This window comes from Shewanella gaetbuli, assembly GCF_023284065.1.
Lineage (GTDB): Bacteria > Pseudomonadota > Gammaproteobacteria > Enterobacterales > Shewanellaceae > Shewanella > Shewanella gaetbuli.
Genome location: NZ_JAKIKP010000001.1, coordinates 120529 through 139992 on the forward strand (window position 1 = coordinate 120529; position 19464 = coordinate 139992).

The following is a 19464-nucleotide window of genomic DNA, read 5'->3' on the forward strand; positions in this document are numbered from 1 at the left end:
AACAAAAAAGGGGGCGTATGTTAAACCAAAGCCACCCAGAATAAAAATATTAGCAGTTATTTATTTTCATATAGGTGAAATATTCTTTTTTTATATATAAGCGAGTTACCACATGTTTATCATTATTTGATATTTCAGCCAAAAATGTATGCGTTTTGTGAGCGTTACTGACGAAACAGTTGAGGTAGTAGTGAAAAATGACTGATGGTAAATTTTCTGTGATTGTAGAATGAAAAATACCGAAATATAGCGCTAACCTTCAACCCAACAAACTTGAAGAGCTCAAGGTTAGCGATAATAAGGAGTGACTAGTAAAGTTTAGGAGCCGTTTCAGCCAGTTGACCGACAATAGACATAGACACTCGTATACGGCCAATATTTCCTTGATATTGTGGAATACTCTCTGCAGTAAAACGATACTCACCTGTGGCAACTTCGGTTAGCTCTCCTAAGCATTCATGGCCTTCAATGACACCACATTGATTTAAAACACTATGATGCCATGGGATATCAAATGCCGTGGCAGAGGGTTTTATTCCATCAGCTAACATCATTACTTTATAGTTAGACGCGTCAGAAATACGCTCGCCTTGATCATTTTCTAGTGCAAAAGTACCAACAAAATTCTCTGTATCAAATTTAAAGTTAGTGACATTAATACTAGTCGCCTGATCAATATCAATACCTTTAACGATCTCTTCGTTATCATCATCACTACTGCAGGCAAATAAACTCAAGCATATTGCACAAGTTACTAATTGTTTTCTCATGCTTTCTCCTTAGTCGTGACAGTCAGAACAGCTTAAGTCTTCGTGTACCGGTGCACCGCCAGTCATGTCATGAGAGGTGTGGCAGGTTTGACACTGTAAGGTTGAGTTAACATCTGAACCTAAGTAAGCATCGGGCTCACGTTTAGTTGAGCTATGGCAACCTGAACACTCAGCATTGCTTGGGGCAACTTGTTCGGCTTCCAATTTGCCGTCAATTGCATCATTTAAAAATGTCACTGTCATGAAGGCAATTTCTGCAGTTACCTGAGCACAACGCTCTAGCTTAGCTGCATGGCTTGAGCCAAATTTTGATGCTTTAGACCAAAGACTCACAGAGGTATGACATAAGATAGAATTAGCCACCGATTGGCCGATAAGATCAGCGGTAAGTAATTCACCTGCATCAGTGTGACGCGTTGGCGCGCCAATGGCTTCTAAAAACTCTTGTGTGCCTCTCGGCATGCTGGTTTTTTCGTAAAATCTGAATACTGATTTAATAACTTGATTGTTATCTAGATTGTCAGCTTTTAATAAATTTACGCACATTGCTGCAGCATTTACACAACCACATAAAGAACCAATCCCAGCAATACCGCCACCACCGTAAGCAGCCATGTTGGTTGGAATTGCGGCAAAACGAGAGGCATCTTCATGGCCTTGTTCAGCAAGCTCTTGAACAACTGCGTCAAATACACCGTACATACAACCACCACGGTCGTAACCCTCATAGGCGCGTTTAGCTACGGCTAATGGGTCAACTTTTACATAGGTTAATCTGTTTTCTGCTAGTTCAGCGTTGCCGCCACTTCCAACGCCAATAGGATCTTCACAAGATTCTTGAGCTAAAACAGAAGGAACAAAACTGGCTCCAAAACCCACAGCCGAAAAAGTGCACATTTTTTTTAACGCGTTGCGTCTATCTAACATTTTCTTACCTCTCACTAGCGTAAATTGCCAAAAATTTTCGTTGAAGATAGTAGTGAAAGAGCTGGTTTAAAAATTTGCGCTATCTAACATAAAGTTTCATTAGGTTTTTCTAATTGATATTTTTTTGATGTATCTCTAAAGAGGTATTTAAAGTCTGAAGCGATTCAAACTATTGGATTTTTATTGCGCAGACGCAATATTGTTTGAAACTATGTGAGTCGTTTCTTGTTATTGAATAATTGGATTTACAGAGAATATAGAACTGGGATAGGGCTGTGCCTTTGTTGTGGAAATAAAGTGACTTTTGTGCTGCTTTTGTTGTGCTTGCCGAGCTTTGTAAGTCGTGTTTTAACAAGTGAACCAAACGCTTTGGATATTTAACAACTGCAAAATAAGGTAAATAAAATACCTTTTTGACTATTGATTAATTATGGTTTTTATTATCAATTATGTTTTCTGTTGGGCTTGTTAGATCTGTGTTGGTAAAAGTGGTTAATGGTTTTGGTGTTTTGGTTTTAGTGAAAGCTAGCGTGTTTCATTATGGGAGGAGGAAATGTTAGTCAAAGCAACACATTAATGAGAAATCGTCATATAATAAATACTAAGCTATTTTATCAGGAGTAAACGGATGTCCGCGGCCGAGAAATCGTCAAAAAAATTAAGTTATTACATTGTCGGTATTATTATCTTTGTTTGGCTGTATAGCCTTTGGGCGGATCGGGTTACTCCTATGACAACAGAGTCTCGAGTTCACTCCTATTTGGTGCGTGTGGCCCCTCAGGTGACGGGTAATATCACCGAAGTGAATGTGGTTGATAATCAGGTTGTTCGTGCTGGGGAATTGTTATTTAAAATTGATTCTCGTAATTATGTGTACGCCTTACAATCTGCCAAAGCCAATCTAGAATTGGCTGGGCAAAATATTGGTGCAAGCACTGCTGCTGTTGAAGTTGCTCAGGCCAAAGTTGTTGATGCGTTAGCCGCTAGAGAAAACGCCAATATTCAAGCTGCAAGGATAGCTGAGTTGGCTGAGCAAGCGGTATTAAGCCAGTCTGACTTAGATAATGCCAATGAAGACAAAAATAGAGCTCAAGCTAATTACGATGCTGCGGTTGCAAGCTTAGAACAAGCCAAACAAAACCTCGGCCCAGTAGGTGAAAATAACCCACAAATTTTATCTGCTATGGCAGCGTTAGAAAAAGCCCAGCTAGACTTACAACGTACAGAAGTGCGTGCGCCATCGGATGGTATTGTGTCTAATGTTCAATTAACCGTAGGTCAATTAGCCACAGTTGGCACCCCGTTATTGACGTTTATCGACCCTCGAAAAGTATGGATATCCGCCTCCGTTCGTGAAAACTCGTTAGAGCACATTAAAGTGGGCCAAAATGTTGAAGTGGTATTAGATGCGTTACCAGGAAGAGTACTAAATGGTAAGGTCGATAGTATCGCTTGGGGCACGGGGGGCAGTAATAATACTGATTCGGTTACCGGCTTTACCACTGCCGACTCTAGCTCACTTGCAGCACAAAGGTATCCTGTCATTATTACTTTTGCTAACGGAGAAGTTCCTAATAATATTCGTTATGGTTCACAAGCAACGGTGGCTTTTTTCACCGAGCAAAGTAGTTTTGGTGAATTGCTGGCTAAATTATGGATTCGAATAGTGAGTATTTGGACCTATGTTTCATAGTCACGCTAATCCGATTATTAGGCTAGTTTTTGCACCGATATTATTGCTATTTTATTTGCAATACAGTGGCGCACCAATGCCCATTCTAGGTCCTATTTTTGTAGTGATCTTATTAACCCTGATGCCATCTCGCCCGCCGTTCAACATGATGGTAAAAATTCTGCTGAGCTTGTTTTTTATCAGTTTTGGTTTGGTGATTTTAGGTAACTTATTAATTAATACCCCCACAGGCTACAGCCTATTTTTGTTTGCAATATTATTCTGGAGCTATTACCGAAGTCATCACGATCCGAAAGATATTTTATCAACATTAACCCTCATTGTAGTGATTGTGATGACGGTAATGGCAAAGCAGCTTAATGCCTCTATTGATGGTTTACCTTACATCATGTTTGAAGAGTTTTTGATTGCCATCATTGTCACCATGCTCAGTTTTGTATTATTTCCCGGTGAAGAGAAAGATATTCTGCCTGACGAAGAAAACAATGATACCTATGAAGTCGACGTTAAGTTGGTGTTGTTAAAAGCCGTGGCAATGTGGGTGGTGATTATGGCGTTGATAGGTATTGGCGGCTCACAGGTCATGTTAATTGCTATTACTATTAGTAATTTAATCAAAATCCCTAATCGTGAAGGACACAAAGAATTTAAATACAATCGCTTAGTCACTACCTCGATTGGGATCTTATTTACCCTGCCGGTCATGTTTCTTTATTCATTTGGCGTGCCCACATGGGTATTATTAGGGTTCACATTATTTTTTGGTATTCAGTTGGCCTGTTATGCTATTCGGCGCCAATGTCGTTTTAGTTTGTACCAACTCATGTTCACTAACTTTACCGTGTTAACCTATCAAATTATTAAACATGAAGGGATTTTGTCATTACCGGCTGAACTGATGCGGTTAGTGTCTATTGTGATTGCGATATTGGTTGGTGGATTGATTATCAATTTGCTTTCATCTGAACCTCCAAAACTGAAGTCTGTCGCTGATGAACAGCTTGATGCCGATGCTTCACCGTAATCTGCTCAGTAAATACAACGTTTTTGCTTATGGAATGGTGTCTGATTTAAGAGGTTTTACTAGGGATTATTTAAACCTAAATTTACCAAAGAAATGTTTGAGTTTTTAGTCATAGGCTGCCATATTTAAATGAGTTTTTAATCTTAAATTAAACTGTATTTCTAACCTTAAAGGAGTCACTAACAAGTGTAGCGGGTAACTTAAAAACTATTGGAGGCGCCATGGAGCAAACCGACAGAAAGTTGTTTGTATTGGATACCAACGTATTACTGCATGAACCATTAGCGATTTATTCGTTTAAAGAACATGATGTAATAATCCCAATGACCGTTTTGGAAGAGTTAGACAGCATAAAAGATAGAAAACGCGATGTCAGCCGAGATGCTCGAGTCGCCATTAGAGCCTTAGAAGATATCCTAGGCGGGCCCACATCCCCGGAACAAATTATTCAGGGAGTCCCGCTCCCCACCCGAGAGGGACATTTAGAGGTCTCGGGGAGTTTATCCATCTTCCCTGACCATCAAATTGATTTCACCATGGGGTCTCTCCCCGGTGATAACAACGACAACCGCATCATCAATACCGCACTTCACCTACAGAAAAAACACCACCCTCGAACCGTCGTCCTCGTTACTAAAGACATCAATATGCGATTAAAAGCTAAAGGTGCGGGTATTGAACGAGTTGAAGACTATAGAACAGACCAACTTATTGATGATATACGCTTTCTTGCTAAAGGCTTTTACCAGTTTGAAGGTGACTTTTGGCAGCAGGTTGATAAAGTGGCGACCGACAGAGTGGGCCGGCATACGGTTCATCAAGTGCCATTAGAGCATTTGGACAAAGAACCCTATTACGTCAATCAGTATTTAATTGATTCTGACTCTGACTTTTGTGGCCGAATAGCCAGTAAATCAGCTGACCAATTAAGTATTATTGATCGTGGCCGTGAGCGACTAATGCACCATGAAGCGTGGGGGATTAAACCTAAAAATATTTATCAAGGGATGGCGCTAGATGCGTTATTAGACCCAGATATTGAATTAATCATTTTAACTGGCCCAGCGGGTTGCGGTAAAACCTTATTAGCGATGGCCTCAGCACTTGAGTTAGTGATTGAGAAAAAACGCTACGACAAAATTATTGTCACTCGAAATACTCCTGAGATTGCTGAGTCAATCGGCTTTTTACCCGGAACCGAAGAAGAGAAAATGGCGCCTTGGTTAGCGGCAATTACCGACACATTAGAAGTGCTTCATAAAAATGATGTTAATCCTTCGGGAAGTGTTAACTACATTATGGAAAAAGCCAACATTCAGTTTAAATCAATTAACTTTATGCGCGGCAGATCGATTCAAAACTCAGTGGTATTACTCGATGAGTGTCAAAATTTAACCGCATCGCAAATTAAAACCATGATTACTCGAATGGGAGAGGGTACCAAATTGATTTGCAGTGGTAACTTAGCGCAAATCGATTCAACTTACCTGACCGCGGTAACATCAGGATTAACCTATATGGTAGAGCGCTTTAAAGATTTTGAAGGCAGTGCCAATGTTTACTTAAATGGCGTTGTTCGGTCACGTTTAGCTGAATTTGCTGAGGAGCATTTATAGACTTTTGATTCAGTATTTTGAGTGAGTATTTTAACCAATCTTCATCCGGACCATGCCATCTTCAATGGTCCATTTGAGGTGTTGATTTTTATTAGTCAGAAACTAAGGCTACAATAAGTAGCCTTAGTTAATTTTAAGTTCTGACAACCAGATCATTTAGCCTTAATTTAACATTTAAAGTTAAAAACTGTGGATGTTTTCTAGGGGGGGATTTATCCGTCGTTCAGGTTATTTAGTCGTGTGATTGTTATTATGTTCCTGATATTATTGTGGCTATATAACTTAACCCTGAGTTGAGGTTATATCACAAATGTGTTGTTTATTTTTATTGCGCGCGTAATAGCCTACTCTGATATTGCGCCAGAATTTGCGCGGTCGCAAAGGGTATTGAATGAAAGCTACAGAGCCTGATTTACAACTTAAATCACCAATTCAACGTAATTACAATCGAGCGGTTTTTTATACCTATATTGGCGTAATTGTCATGGCATTAATTTCTGCTGCGATGTTTTACGAGCGCCAGAAAGAAGTGCAAATTGAGTTGCGTGAAGATCAAGTCGCCCGACATGTGCTGCAAATCGACTTATTATTAGAATCCAGTATTCGCGCAGTTAAAAGCTTGCGCGATGTGGCTGTTGATCATTTGCGCTTAGGTGAGCAAGTGCGTAAAGACAGGCTACCTCAATATGAAAAGTTCAATGCCGATGGTCAGTTTTTTAGCCTAGAGCCTAACTATGTAAAAAGTGGCGAACCCTTTACCAATATGGGACGCATTACGGGTATGGGCTCGTTAGATGGCCGAAGTGAGCAGTTTTACCAAGAGTTGGAAATGCTGTTCGAACTTTCTTTGTCATTTCCTGTAGCTAAAGAAGCGGCTCCTAAAGCTTCGTCTATTTATTATGTGTCCAAACGTAAAATGATGTCTTATTTTCCTTGGACTAATAGCGAGCAGCGCTTTAGAGAAGAGCAACTGAATAAACAGCAGTTCCAACTGGCCACCCCAAAATTAAACCCACAACGTAATGCTTTTTGGAGCCCAGCCTATGTTGAAGGGGGCGCACAAGGGTTATTAACGACTTTAGGCTTACCGGTTTATTTAGAAGATGAATTTATCGGCACCATTAACTTAGATATGACCTTAGCGTCATTAGCTAAGCAAATTCGTACTTACTTTAAAATGCCGGGGACGGTGATTTTATTAGATCAAGAAAATAATATTTTGTCTCATAGTGACTTTGATTCTAATGAGATGAATCGTGTATTCCATATTAGCCAAAGAATTCCCGCAGAACTTCATTCATTATCGGAATCAGAATTATTTGATGCTCATGAAGGCATCCTACGCAATAATCATTATATTCATTCTGTGGCTTTACATAATGCGCCATGGAGACTGCTTTATATTCAAGAGGAAGGTGCACTTTTTAAAGATTCTTGGGAAAAACTTCAGCTGACTTTTATTATGGTAGTACTGGCGTTATCCGTGTTGGTGACCATTGTGCATTGGCAAACCCGTCGTGCTTTTGTTAGCCCAGCATCAAGACTATTAACTCACTTGGAAGCCTGTTCACAGTCTCCATTGCCACCACCGAAAAAAACCAGCCCGGGTTGGGAGCCTTGGTATGCGTTAGTTAGTCGGATTTTTGAAGAAAACCAACAATATACTCGTCATTTGGCTGAGCAAAATAAACGCCTAGATAATTTGGTAGCCAGTCGAACTCAGCGCTTACGTGATACCACTGAACGTCGTGAACGTGAATTCGCGTTATTACGCTCATTAATTGACTCCTTGCCAGAAGCCATTGTGTTTAAAGATAAAGAAGGTAAGTACCTTGGCTGTAATAAATCAGCCGAGCGAATGTTGGGGGTCAATGAAAGTGACATTATTGGTTTAACAACAGCTGACTTTACCAGTCATGAACAAGGTGATCGTATTCTTGCTGAAGATAAGAAAATTTTGGATGACAAAACCCCGCTAAGATACAAAGAGCGGATTGAAATTGCCGATAAGCCAGTATTGCTTGATGCCTATAAACTCCCTTTCTATAACCGCCGCAACGAATTACTGGGGTTAATTTCTATATGGCGCGATATTACCCGAGAGTACGACTCTGCTGAGCAATTACGTTTGTCTGAAGAACGTTACCATATGGCAATGGATGCGGTTGAAGATGGTTTATGGGATTGGTATATCGACTCTGAACAAATTATTTGTAACCCAGCGTTTTACTCAATGTTGGGTTATGCGCCAAACGAATTCCCCGCGTTACTATCGTCTATTGATGGTTTAACCCACCCAGATGATCGCGACAGAGTGCAAGAGTACCGTAACAAGTATTTGCTTGATCCTACTGACGCATTTGAGATTGAATTTAGAATGAAAGGCAAGCAAGGTGAGTATCATTGGTTGTTGTCTCGTGGTCGTGCGGTTGAGTTTGCTGAAACAGGGCAGGCTAAGCGTATGCTGGGAACACATAAAGATATTACCCGCCAAAAGAGCAATGAAGTGGCCTTGCTTGAAGCCAAGCAAGATGCTGAATTGGCCAATATGTATAAGAGTGAATTTTTGGCGAATATGAGTCATGAAATTCGCACGCCAATGAACGCTATTATCGGTATGTTGCAACTTGCGCAGCGCACTAGCTTAACTCCACAACAGGAAGACTATTTAAATAAAGCGGGCTTCTCTGCGCAATCTTTATTAAGAATTATCAATGACATCCTAGATTTTTCTAAAATTGAAGCGGGTAAGTTAGAGCTTGAGCGAGTTTCATTCCCTCTTGATAAAGTGTTGGATCATGTTCTGGACATGAACGCCATTAAAGCGCAAGAAAAAGGGGTTGAGTTATTACTATATGCTCCTGTGACGGCAGGATTAATATTAAATGGTGATCCCTTACGCCTTGGGCAAATTTTGATTAATTTATTGTCTAATGCGGTGAAGTTTACCCAAAATGGTGAAATTGAATTAGGCTGTGAAGATGTTGGCGAACGCGATCATCGTATTACGCTAAAGTTTTGGGTTAGAGACACGGGCATTGGTATCAGTAAAGAGCAGCAATCAAAACTATTTGATGCATTTTCCCAAGCAGATGGTTCAACCACTCGTAAATATGGCGGGACTGGCTTAGGCTTATCTATTAGTAAACACCTAGTGTCTATGATGGGCGGCACTATGCAGGTGGAATCTTTTGTTAACCAAGGTAGTACTTTTAGTTTCACTATCAGTTTTGAAATTGCAGAAGAAAATACCGTCGCACCCCTTGTGGTACCCGAGCAATTAAACAACTTAACCACCTTAGTCGTTGATGATAACCCGAGTGCATTACAAATTTACTCGGCATTAATGTCAGACTTTAGTTTTGGCGTTCGCACCGCATCTAGCGGTAAACAAGCACTGGAGTGTCTGGCAAGGCAATCCGTTGATTTAGTGTTACTGGATTGGATGATGCCAGAAATGGGGGGGCTCGAAGTGCTGGCTGAAATTGAAGAAATGGTCAAGGATGGTCGTTTAGAAAAACGGCCGGTGATTATTTTGATGACAGCATACAGTGCCGAGCCGTTGGCCGAAGACGTTGTTGACAGTAATGTGCATGCTATTTTGCAAAAGCCGTTCAAAGCGTCGCAATTATTTGATGAAATTATTGGCGCATTTGCTCAAGAACCTAAACTCAATGTGCAAACAGTTCCTAAAGAAGATGTGCAAGAGCAACAATCTGGTTTAATACTGTTAGTTGAAGATAACTTTATTAATCAACAAGTGGCCTCTGAGCTCTTGAAAAGTGCTGGATACGAAGTAGTATTAGCCGACAATGGTCAAGTGGCATTGGACTTAATTGATACTAGACCGTTTGACGCAGTGCTGATGGATATTCAAATGCCTGTCATGGATGGCTTAACAGCATCAGCAGAATTACGTAAACGTTATAGCCCGGAACAAATGCCAATTATTGCAATGACAGCCCATGCAATGTCAGGCGATAGAGAAAAAAGTTTAGCTGCCGGTATGAATGCGCATATTACAAAACCTATTGTATTAAACGAGTTATTTGATACTTTGTCATACTGGATTGAATACAAAAACAATAATAAGTCATAGGTGATAGTAGTATCGGTTTATGTCACCCAATGAAGGATTTTCAACAAGGATTTTATATGAACCGACGACATATCTCGTTTGCGATAATGCTGGCTATTAGTCCAGCATTATCTTTACCGTCTTTTTCATCTCACGCGTCCAGTAATATCACTGCTGAAAAAGTAATCAAAACAAGTGACGTTGCAGAAGGGTTTCTTAATTTATATTTTGAGCCTAAAGAGGGGCAACTTTATCTTAAAATAGATCATTTAAACCAGCCTTTCTTAATGTTAACCAGCTTACCTCAAGGGGTCGGTTCAAACGATATTGGCCTTGATAGAGGCCAGCTTGGACGTACTAGAATGGTTCAGTTTGAGCAGCAAGGACCTTACATTGTATTGAAAGAACTCAATACTTTGTATCGAGCCAGCAGTGATAATAAAGCTGAGCGTGCATCGGTAGAGCAAGCATTTGCCAACTCTATTTTGTGGCGGGGTAAATTACTTGATGGCAAAAAACCGTTGGTGGCCATTAATGACTTAGTTATTAATGATTTGCATGGTGTTTCTGATGTATTAACGGCCAGGAAGCAAGGCAGCTATACCTTGGATAAACAACGTTCAGTGATTATGCCGTCACAGGTTAAATCATTCGAACAGAATGCCGATGTGGATGTCAATTTAACCTTCACCGCGAACAAAGCGGGTGATTTAGTCTCGCAAGTGACACCTGACGGTAAGTTTATGTCGGTTAGAATGCGCTATTCATTTGTGCAACTGCCTCAAGAAACTTACCAGCCTCGTGAATACCACCCGATGAGTGGCTATTTATCTGACCAATATTTAGATTATTCAACCCAAGTTGATGAGCCTATTGTTAAGCGGTTTTTGCTGCGCCATCGTCTTGAGAAAGTGACTCCTGGTGATGCCCCAAGTGAAGTGGTTAAGCCGATTACTTATTATTTAGATCCTGGAGCGCCAGAGCCTATTCGCACAGCATTATTAGATGGGGCAAAATGGTGGGAACAGGCCTTTAATGATGCGGGTTTTATTAATGGCTTTAAAGTTGAAATGCTCCCCGAAGAAGCCGACCCACAAGATGTGCGTTATAACATGATTCAATGGGTGCATCGCGCTACTCGTGGATGGTCATACGGCGCTGCGGTAACTGACCCTAGAACCGGTGAAATTATTAAAGGTCACGTAACGTTAGGAAGCTTGCGAGTAAGGCAAGATCATCTTATTGCCAGAGGGTTAACTTCATCTTGGGTTGACCGTGAAGCCGCCGCTGAAGCCTCTATGGCATTATCTTTGGCGCGAATTCGTCAACTATCTGCTCATGAAATTGGGCACACCTTAGGGCTTGATCATAACTTTGCGGCATCAAGTCATAATAATGCGTCAGTGATGGATTATCCTCATCCGTATATTCGTCTTGAAAACGACAAGATAAATATAGATACCCCTTATACCGAAGGCATTGGTGAGTGGGACAAATACACGATTGCCTTTGGTTATGGACCTCAATCTAATCAGCAAGCGTTGTTGTCTCAAGCGCTAAACGAAGGCTATCGATACATTGGTGAAGCAGACTCTCGCGGAGAGGGAGCGAGCCATGTCTATGCCAGCTTATGGGATAACGGCGGTGATGCCGTAGCTGAACTAATTCGTTTAGAAAAAATCAGACGCCATGCTATTGAACGATTTAATGCAGATGCATTATTAGCTGATGATCCTCGAGGTGAGCTAGCCGATGTGTTTGTACCGATTTATTTATTAACGCGTTATCAGGTAGAGGCGGCTGCAAAATGGATTGGTGGTACAGATTATAGTTACCAACAAATTGGGGCGGGTTTGCGTTGGCATTTTGTTAGCCCAACACAACAAAAAGCGGCATTAAATGCATTAATTGCCAGTTTATCTGCAGACAGTTTATTAGTACCAGAAGATGTGATGCAATGGCTGGTACCTAAAGCCGGTAATTATCAAAAAACTCGTGAAAGCTTTCAAGGCAATCTGGGGGTGATTACTGATCAGCTTGCAATGGCTGAAGTGATGAGTCGTCATATAGTGAGCCAAATTTTATCACCTTTACGTTTAAACCGCGTTAATCAAGCGTATATGCAAGATGCTGAACAGCTATCTGTTGTAAAGCTAATTGACCAACTTGTCGGTGCAACCGTGTATCAAGACTTATCAAGAGGCGATAGTTTAGGGGTTAAGTTAAGAGTGAATGCGGTGGTGATAGAAGGGATACTTAACGCCTATCATCATCCCGAAACGGCTAGTGAGGTTAAAGCACAACTGCTAGCTAGACTGGAGTTTACTGTTAAACAGTTAAAACGCAGAAGCACTCGTGCCAGTGAATATCAAGCTGCGCATTATGATTGGTTGTATCAATCGATTGAAAAAAGCTTAGCGTCGCCAGAATATAAAATCATTGCTAACCCATTACCAATGCCTCCGGGTTCCCCCATTTAAAGGCTATTAGTAGGTTAACATGTTAATAAAAAGCTGAAGTTACTCTTCAGCTTTTTTTATGGAATTAAAAGGTTATTTGCCTGGCTTGATCACTTTAGGGTTTCTGGGGAAGAACCAATCTGGCTTTTTATCTAATGATGAAAAACGACGGGTATTTTTATAAGGTAACTTCATAAAACCGCTAATGCCATGGCCTTGTATTTTACTGGTATGGGCAATAATACGGTCTAAACATCCTCTAAAAGCGGCTTGTTTTCGAGGGTTAAGTAATCTGAGATAACTATGAATTTTTAAGTGAGTGGGTAATGCTTCAAAAATAATACAGCCGGTGTGGTGTATTTGGTTAATGATGGCGAGTTCAGCCATAATTTCTTTTGGCAATTCAAGGTTTTCTTCTGGGTCTTTACCGTCTTCAAAATACGAATGTAGCCGAGATCTATCTTCTAAGGTGGGAACATCTCCCACTTCAAACGGCAATTGTAGATCACCGGTGACTTCAAAGGCATGTTCAGGGCTTTGGCGCTCAAGATGCAAGGTGTCTTTAGCATTAAAAAAGCACGCTTTAAATACCCCAATACGCTTAATTCCGCGCGCAATGGTGACCATGTTATTGACCGCAAGAGTTAATGCAGTTTTTACCTGAGGGTCATAGGTGGCTAAATTTGAATCAATATAGACCCCTGAAGGCTGCCAATGAATGGCTAAACCTCCAACAATAGGATATTGCGCTAATTTACCTACAGCGGCAATAAAGCCTTTTTCGGTGTCACCCATACCAGCCATAAAGTTACGATAATATTTATCAACTTGCACATCATCAATATGGTCAATGGGATCTTGAGTGTTGTGCTCTTTCAAGAATGATTTACGCGAACTATAGCTGACCGTTTCAATTGCCTTTACTTTAGGTTGCACCCAAATAGGGATATCGGCTTTGGTGGGTAAGTAAGGGATATCAGGCAATAAAATATGATGCTTTTGACGCATGGATTTTAAAAAATAATCACCTGCTTTATCTCTTAGGTTTTTATCATCACTTAACATGCCATCAAGGGTTTTAGCCAACTCAATGGGTAACCCAATGCTGGTGGCTGGAATGACTTTGGTGCCAAAACGACTAGATTGTCCCGATGCCAGAGCGTAAAGGGTACCGGCAACACCTTGTTCGTCAAATCTTGCTGATGATAATGCGCCATTTAATTGCTCGTCCCCAATAAAATACACATCACCCATTCGAGCATTGGTTTGGTTTTGATCATTAGACATCAGTGACATGACATTTTCATCAACAGGCTGGTTATATTCATCTCGTTGAGCAAATACTGCTGAGCCCCAATCAATAAGTGACAAATGGTCTGACTCAATGTCATAAACAAGATTAGAAGGCTTAATATCACCGTGTACTAAGGGTTTGCCTTTACGAAGGTAATAAAGAATGTTGGCCAGTTGCCGTGCAATACTCATGACCATTGAGGCGGGAAGGGCGCCCATACGCAAACATATTTTGTCTAAATCTTCCCCTTTGGCCCGCTCCATGACCATAATCCCTTGTTTGCCTACTCGTTCGAATTTAATGGCTTTAGGAATATTGGGATGAGTAATAAGGCTAAGCATGTAGGCTTCTTCTTCAAGCCTGTCTTGAATGTTTTGCGGTAGCGTTAATCTAGAAAATTTAAAAACATGAGATTCAGCAACACTGTTAACCCCTGAAAATACAAATCCATAAGCCCCTTTGCCGATAAATTCGATATCGGTGTAGCCTAAGTTTCCTAATTGCTGCTTACATAATCGCACCCATGCTTTGTGTTTGCGCGCATCGTCAGCTTTAAGTAAATAAATGGATTGTTCTTCATTAATATAGAAGTGTTGTAGTTGTGGAGTTTGCAAGCGATACCCTCATAATGTCTGTGTTCATTTAAGCGTTATCTTGCAATGAGTTCAAGGACTTCCTAACTAATTTAATCCAATTAGTAAACCTTGACGTGAATCAATTTACTGAAGTGACCAAATGGTTAATATTAAGTTAGATTTAGCAATTGGCGTGATAAGGAACACACTCATGGCAAATATCTCTAAAACAGATTTAATTCAATTATTTGAGTTTCCTAGAAAACGTATTTTACAGTCGATGGAAGTGACCCATTGTCCGCACGCTGTTTTTTACAATCACTCAGATGAGCAATGTATTACCTGCCATCAGGGGGAAGAATGTTTATGGATGAATCATAACGACGAGCTGGTGTCGATGGAAGACAAGTCGATAGATGATTTAAAGCAGCAATTGTTGGTGGCAGTGGACTTTGTCGATTCTAGTTTAACGCCACATCATTTATCTCGACGCAACTGTCAATGTGACAACTGTGTTTGGCTACGTAAAGTACAACAAACATTGCAAGGTGAATTGCCAAAAGAATAACGTCACAGAAATTTGCTTCTGCTACGCCAAGCTTATAAAGTGAGCCGCAACTTTATCAATTGGAGTCGGTAATGGATCCTAAGTTTTGGCATGACAAATGGCAGATGCAACAAATTGGTTTTCATCAGCCAGAGATTAACCCGTATTTACAACAGTTTTGGTCTGAATTAGCGCTTAAACCTGTGGGTGACATTTTTGTTCCTTTGTGCGGAAAATCTTTAGATATGTGTTATTTGGCTGAGCTTGGCCATAAGGTTATTGGATGTGAATTAAGCCAAACCGCGGTAGAGCAATTTTTTACAGACAATCAACTCAGTTATCAAGCCAGCCTATTAGGCGAACACCAAGTATTTTCAGCTAATCAAATTCAGCTTATTCAAGGCGATATTTTTTCTCTACCGGTTGATGTTTGCAACAGCATTGTTGGGTTTTATGACCGAGCAGCCTTGATTGCGTTTCCAGATGATATGAGAAAAAACTATGCCCAAAAGCTTGCTGAGTTAATTCCAGTCGGTGTATCGGGGTTATTAGTGACATTAGATTATGATCAAGATGCACTAAATGGCCCGCCTTTTGCGGTTAGTCCTGACTGGGTTGAGGCTTACATCGCCCCTCATTTTGAAGTGAGTCAATTATTTTGTGAAGATGTATTGGCTGACAATCCGCGCTTTGTGAATAAACAAGTACCTTGGCTAAATGAAGCGGTATATAAGCTTACGCGTAAAGCGATTTAACCTGAAATTGGGTTAATTGAAGCCACAAAAAAGGCGAACATAATGTTCGCCTTTTTAAATGGTTAGCGATTAGAAGTCGTAACGCATACCGACTGAGAATACATTATCATCATCTAAATCCATTTTTGCGTCAGCCACTTTGTAATCACCCTCGTACATTGCATAGTGAGCGAAAACTAGCGTAGATTTAGTGATGCGGTAATCAGCACCTACAGTAATGTTTTGTACATTAATGTCTGTACCACCAGTGCCAGAAGCCGCTTTATAGTACTTACCAAAACCTGCGTCATCCATACCATATTCGGCTTTTAAGTTAACGCCGTTTAGGTTGTAAGATAAATTAACGATATAAGAGTTACCATCAACTGAATCATCTGCAACGCTTTCAGAGTTTTGGTATAAACCACCAACCTTAAAATTGCCTATTTTGCCTTGCGCAACTAGACGATATGCATCAATGCCACCAATGGCTTTATTGTAGGCACCGGCAACATAGAAGTTGTGGTTTTTGAATTTCTTATCACCTAATGTTGCACTCACTGCATATTGAGCTTCATCAGAATCTTGATTGTCTTCCATTAAGTAAGTGGCATTAATGGTTAAGATGTCAGCAATCATTGGCGAGTAATACCAAACACCGTCAGCACTACGTGTTTGACCACCTACAATACGGTCGATATCGGCGTTGGTGTTACCAAATAAATCAATTCCGCCTTCAGCTTGCTTGAATACGGTATCATTACGACCGACTAATAAAGAACCTGCACTACCTTTAATGCCTAAAAAGGTGTTACGTGCCTTGAATACATCACCAGAACCTGATGTGTTTTCTACTTGAAATTCCATTTGGTAAATAACATCAACACCATCAGAAATTTTTTCACTGCCTTTAACACCCACATTTGAAAAGTTATTCTCAAAATAGGTGCCATTTTCCCCTTTAGTGACACCGTTAGTTCCGCCTTGTAACGTATAACCATCAGAGTTTGTGATAGATAAATCTAAACGACCATAAAAATTAGGACCGTCAGCAAGCGTCCCAAATGACGTAATTGCTAATACTGACGCTACAGACGCAGATAGTAAGGTTTTTTTCATCTTTCATTCTCCCAGAACATCATGTTCTTTGATTCCATTTTAAGAATGGTTTTAATAGTGACTTTGTCGCAAACCGACCGTGTAACAACCTAGTTATGGATTTTACATTTGTGTTGTTGATAGTTTGTGTGAAAGTTCAAACTTTTCCACTTTACATACCGGTGTTGTTGCAAAACTGTGATCTGGTCGATACTTTACTGTGAAACTTTAGGAGGGAGGCTTTAACATGAGAATAAAAAAACGGCCAACAATGGCCGTTTTATAAAGGGATAGTGAAAAAGTTTAGAAGTCTAAACGTACGCCAACAGTCACAATGTCGTCACTTAAATCAGCTTTAATGGTATCGACTAACATGTCACCATCGTACTTGGTGTAGTGACCATAGACTAAAGTATTTTTGCTTAGACGGTAATCTGCACCCACGCTGAATTGCTGTAGATCAACATCACTTACGGTTTGCATAGTGGCTGAATCATCTTGGCCAACATAACGGCTTACGTACTTACCTAAGCCTGAGTTGTCACTACCGAAAGAAGCTTTTAGTTTTAGATTATCCATTACATAAGCGGCATTGATGATGTAGCTGTCACCTTTTAAGTGTGCTAAATCAGCATCTTTGCTTTCGCTGTGTTGGTATAAACCACCAATGATCACATTGCCAATTTTACCTTGAATTACACCACGGTAAGCTTCAATGTTGCTAATACCGTCTTGGTAAGCCGCAGCAGCATAGAAGTTATGTGATTTAAAGGCTTTATCACCAAAGGTTGCGCTAACGGCATACATTGAGTCTGCTGAAATCTTATTGCCTTTTGAATCAACATGGTTATCGTCGATTAGATAGGTACCATTTAAGGTCATAACATCGGCAATTTTTGGTGAGTAATAAGTAAAACCATCCGCTTCACGATTTTGACCAGCGACTAAAATATCGATGTCAGAGTTGGTGTTACCAAATAAATCGAAACCACCTTCAGCTGATTTAAATACGGTGTCATTACGACCCACTAAAGCCGTACCTGCAGCCGTTTTAATACCAATAAAGCTGTTACGGGCAGCAAAAGTGCTACCAGAGTTATCAAAGTTTGAAACACCAAACTCCATTTGGTAAAGCACTTCTACAGCGTCACTGATTTTTTCAGAGCCTTTAACACCTAACCATGAAAAGTTGTTTTCAATAACAAGCCCATCTTTTTGGTTTTGTGTAGCAATACCTTCGTTTGAGTTTGTTAAAGCTAGATCAGCACGTCCATAGAACTGTGGACCAGTTGCGAGTGCACTAAAAGAAGTTAGCGCGGCACAAGAAAGGAGAGCACTCGTAATTAGGTTTTTTTTCATTTTTTCATCTTCCTTTATTAAGGTAGTGATTATTAAGTCGAAGTGACTATATTTATGGGGCCAGTGTTGGGGACACTGACTTTTTAATTCACGGGGGCAGTCTGACAAAGTTACTTTTAGGAAAGTGTGATTTGGATCAAAAGTATATTTTTTTCCTTTGTAAACATTAACTTGAATGCATTTTGATTATCATCTTTATAACGTTTTGTCTTTCTTGGTAGGCCTTGAGCGTATCAATTCACCACAGTGATAAACTTAATTAACCTTTAACTCATCATTGTATCAGTCTGGTTAGCCGGCACGGTGGATTGGTATGTAATCTACTCGTGTGAATTGTGACAAATAGACATTATGGTTTATTGGCAATAGCCATTTAGCTTTTTTGCTTACTCAGTTAAAATAAGCCTCTTTAATTTCAGTGCCATTATTAGGAACAAGCATGTTGTCAGAAGCTTATATTAATCGTTTTGCGGGTATTGGCCGTTTATATGGACAACCTGCGCTGCAAGCTTTTGCTAACGCTCATGTCGTGGTAGTGGGCATTGGTGGAGTAGGTACTTGGGTAGCGGAAGCGCTTGCAAGAAGCGGTATTGGTAAAATAACGTTAATTGATTTAGATGATATTTGCGTGACCAACACCAATCGTCAAATTCATGCTTTAGCTCAAACCATTGGGCAATCAAAGGTTGAAGTGATGGCGCAACGAATCAAAGACATAAACCCTGACTGTGAAGTAGTTGAGGTTGAAGACTTTATCACCCTTGATAATTTGAATGATTATTTTCCAAGAACTCATGCCAATGTTGCGGTTGAACGAATTGATTATGTGATTGATTGTATTGATGCCGTTAAACAAAAAGCCGCGTTAATTGCCCATTGTAAGCGTAATAAAGTCCCGTTGATTACCATTGGTGGTGCAGGGGGGCAAACCGACCCCAGCCAAATTCAATTAACTGATTTAGCCAAGACTGTTCAAGACCCATTGTTGGCTAAAGTGCGTAATATTTTACGTAAAGAATATGGTTTCAGTAAAAACCTACAGCGTAGATTTGCCATTGATGCGGTATTTTCAACACAGCACTTAGTTTATCCCCAGGCTGATGGAAGTGTGTGTGCCACCAAGGCTACCGCAGAGGGGAGCATGAGAATGGATTGTGCTTCAGGTTTTGGTGCCGTCACTATAGTAACCGGCACCTTTGGATTTATGGCTGTAGGAAGGGTATTGTCAAAACTTGCCGACAAAGTAAAAAAGTAACTGCCTAAAGTTAAAGGGTTTAAGTTAAAAGCTTG

Annotated in this window: 13 protein-coding genes; 8 read left to right on the forward strand and 5 right to left on the reverse strand. The window is 40.4% G+C overall.

Features of this window, described 5'->3' with window-relative positions; translation table 11 throughout:
* Window positions 1-308 precede the first annotated feature (308 nt).
* Window positions 309-770, reverse strand: a complete 462-nt coding sequence (locus L2672_RS00545) for a hypothetical protein (protein WP_248993884.1) — start codon at window positions 768-770, stop codon at window positions 309-311.
* A gap of 9 nt (window positions 771-779) precedes the next feature.
* Complete coding sequence (locus L2672_RS00550; RefSeq protein ID WP_248993885.1) at window positions 780-1697, reverse strand: C-GCAxxG-C-C family (seleno)protein; 918 nt, start codon at window positions 1695-1697, stop codon at window positions 780-782.
* Between the two features lie 730 nt (window positions 1698-2427).
* Between L2672_RS00550 and L2672_RS00555 the strand changes: the two genes are divergently transcribed.
* From L2672_RS00555 to L2672_RS00575, 5 genes are all read left to right on the forward strand, one after another.
* A complete protein-coding gene (locus tag L2672_RS00555) occupies window positions 2428-3390 on the forward strand; it encodes an HlyD family secretion protein (protein WP_248993886.1) in 963 nt (320 codons plus the stop codon).
* Window positions 3380-4414, forward strand: a complete 1035-nt coding sequence (locus L2672_RS00560) for a DUF2955 domain-containing protein (RefSeq protein WP_248993887.1) — start codon at window positions 3380-3382, stop codon at window positions 4412-4414. The genes L2672_RS00555 and L2672_RS00560 overlap by 11 nt, the downstream gene beginning before the upstream one ends.
* Window positions 4415-4635: 221 nt before the next feature.
* On the forward strand, window positions 4636-6030 hold the full coding sequence (locus L2672_RS00565) for a PhoH family protein (protein WP_248993888.1): 1395 nt from the start codon (window positions 4636-4638) through the stop codon (window positions 6028-6030).
* 391 nt (window positions 6031-6421) lie between these two features.
* Window positions 6422-10129, forward strand: a complete 3708-nt coding sequence (locus L2672_RS00570) for a response regulator (RefSeq protein WP_248993889.1) — start codon at window positions 6422-6424, stop codon at window positions 10127-10129.
* Between the two features lie 56 nt (window positions 10130-10185).
* On the forward strand, window positions 10186-12588 hold the full coding sequence (locus L2672_RS00575; RefSeq protein WP_248993890.1) for a zinc-dependent metalloprotease: 2403 nt from the start codon (window positions 10186-10188) through the stop codon (window positions 12586-12588).
* A gap of 72 nt (window positions 12589-12660) precedes the next feature.
* Here L2672_RS00575 and L2672_RS00580 read toward each other — a convergent pair whose 3' ends face one another.
* Window positions 12661-14475 (reverse strand): protein kinase domain-containing protein, encoded by a 1815-nt coding sequence (locus tag L2672_RS00580; RefSeq protein WP_248993891.1) that lies wholly within the window; start codon window positions 14473-14475, stop codon window positions 12661-12663.
* Window positions 14476-14647: 172 nt separating this feature from the next.
* Between L2672_RS00580 and L2672_RS00585 the strand changes: the two genes are divergently transcribed.
* Together L2672_RS00585 and L2672_RS00590 are read left to right on the forward strand one after the other, a co-directional pair.
* Window positions 14648-15004, forward strand: coding sequence for a hypothetical protein (locus L2672_RS00585; protein WP_248993892.1), 357 nt, complete (start codon window positions 14648-14650; stop codon window positions 15002-15004).
* 71 nt (window positions 15005-15075) lie between these two features.
* Window positions 15076-15738: a thiopurine S-methyltransferase gene (locus L2672_RS00590; protein ID WP_248993893.1), complete on the forward strand. Its 663-nt coding sequence runs from the start codon at window positions 15076-15078 to the stop codon at window positions 15736-15738.
* A 69-nt stretch (window positions 15739-15807) separates the two neighbouring features.
* On the opposite strand, the gene L2672_RS00595 is transcribed toward L2672_RS00590, so the two are convergent.
* Both L2672_RS00595 and L2672_RS00600 read right to left on the reverse strand, forming a co-directional pair.
* On the reverse strand, window positions 15808-16836 hold the full coding sequence (locus L2672_RS00595; RefSeq protein ID WP_248993894.1) for a porin: 1029 nt from the start codon (window positions 16834-16836) through the stop codon (window positions 15808-15810).
* 282 nt (window positions 16837-17118) lie between these two features.
* Entirely contained in the window at window positions 17119-18174 is a 1056-nt protein-coding gene (locus tag L2672_RS00600; protein ID WP_248993895.1) for a porin, read from the reverse strand.
* Between the two features lie 442 nt (window positions 18175-18616).
* Between L2672_RS00600 and tcdA the strand changes: the two genes are divergently transcribed.
* Window positions 18617-19429: a tRNA cyclic N6-threonylcarbamoyladenosine(37) synthase TcdA gene (tcdA, locus tag L2672_RS00605; RefSeq protein ID WP_248994286.1), complete on the forward strand. Its 813-nt coding sequence runs from the start codon at window positions 18617-18619 to the stop codon at window positions 19427-19429.
* Window positions 19430-19464: the final 35 nt, after the last annotated feature.